Annotated in this window: 1 protein-coding gene; it reads right to left on the bottom strand. The window is 67.9% G+C overall.

Going from position 1 to position 1,662, the window contains the following annotated elements:
* Positions 1-824: 824 nt before the first annotated feature.
* Positions 825-1,262 carry an SsgA family sporulation/cell division regulator gene (locus AB1460_RS37315; protein ID WP_368967259.1) on the bottom strand — a complete coding sequence of 146 codons (438 nt, stop codon included), beginning with the start codon at positions 1,260-1,262 and terminating at the stop codon, positions 825-827.
* Positions 1,263-1,662 lie beyond the last annotated feature (400 nt).

The raw sequence follows: 1,662 nt of genomic DNA, 5'->3' as shown, positions 1-1,662 counted from the left end.
TCCTCTCCCTTTCCACCTGCTCGGCGGGCGTCAACCCGCCACCCGTCGCATACCTCATACAAACGGTCTACCCGCATATCTGTGGCCATCACCAGGCCAACTAACACCACACATTAATCATCAGTACTTCGGCCTGGAAATCCTCGCGAAAGTCGACGCGACGAACAGCCCATCCGACACACCCGAGATCAGCGTGGCGCCCGAAGCTCTCCCCGCATAACATTCAACCAGGATCACGCGGCATCGCTCTCCGTACACCACCCCCCGTGGACGTGACCGCAGGTCACGGGCCCGACGTGACCGGGCCGGCCGAGCCCCGTTGCCACACAAGGCCCATACCTTGTGGCAACGTCCGTGGACACAGGGCTCGTGACCTCCCACCCGGAAAGCGGATGGTCAACTCCGCCGTTCTCGCAGGTCAACCGGGGTCCGAGACAGACCGTCACCGAGATCGCGTGACGCCGTTGCCACACTCGTTGCCATATAACGATCAACTGGCGATCGAAAAATCCTGCTATTTCCGCAGGTCAAAAGGGTGGGCGGGGGCGAACCGCCGACCTTCCGCTTTTCAGGCAGACGGCCCGGAGGACGAACGACGCCGCGCGGATCTCCCCTACTTCTGGGGCGCCGCGCCGGGCGGACATCCTGGAGGACCGGCGCCGGCGGCCGTGGGCTGCCGGTCCAGGGCCGGACGTCCAGAGCTGGGCTGCCCGGACGTCCGGATGCCACAGCGCCGATCAGATGACGGGCCCGCCGACGTCCTCCGGCGGTCGGCCGGCGTATCCGCTGGCAGGCTGGTGCGTCTACCGCGGTCCGCCGGCCGGTCAGCTGCGGGTGTGGCCCTTCAGGACACGCAGCTCCAGATCGCGCTCGACCACGGCGTCCTCCGCCGAGGCCGGGAGCAGATCGTAGGTGTGGGCGATGAAGTCGTTGACCCGGTTCGCGGGCAGTTCGATCAGCGCGTGCCCACCGGGGCTGGTCAGCTCGACCAGCAGCACCCGGCGCCGGTCCCGCACCAACGGGCGGATCCGCACGTCGCCGAGCCCGGCGCAGCGCCGGGCGCCGTCGACGAAGAGCCTGCGAGCGAACGTCCACACGACGGCTCTCTGATCGGTGACCCACATGCTCATGGTGATCGCGACGGGATCGACCGGGTCGTAACGCAGGCTCGTCGGCAGCGGCACCCGCTCACCGCTCGCAGCCAGGTACGTGGCGTTGAACTCCCATGTCACGGTGTCTGACACGATCGGACGGCGGCTCATCAGGCCCCTCCCACCCCTGGCGGCTGGTGCTGTGGAGACACCCTTGTCACACGACTGGTGTCGTTACAGAACGGTGTCATCCAGGAAAGCCGTCATCATCCGGCCTTTGTCGTCGGGGTGGAGTACGAACGACCCGGTTCGGCGGGACGCCGCCCGCCGGCCGCCACCCTCCCGGGGCAGCGGCCGGCGATCACGCTCAACCGTCGGCGACCGGCACCAGACGGCGCCCGCTGCGCGGCCGTCCGCCCAGCGACCGTCCGCCCAGCGGTTGCGCGCTAGCCGGGTCTTCCGCACATGGGGATTCGATGCTTCGACCTGCCTGACTGGTGATCAAGGTGGTCGGGTCGGGTCGACGCCGAGGATGTCGAGGAGGTGTTGGTGAAGGTGTGGTGGGCGGGGG

This window comes from Parafrankia sp. FMc2, assembly GCF_041008525.1.
In the GTDB taxonomy this organism is placed as follows: Bacteria; Actinomycetota; Actinomycetes; order Frankiales; family Frankiaceae; genus Parafrankia.
The sequence above is the reverse complement of the archived record's forward strand: the minus strand, read 5'-3'. Positions and strand labels throughout refer to the sequence as shown.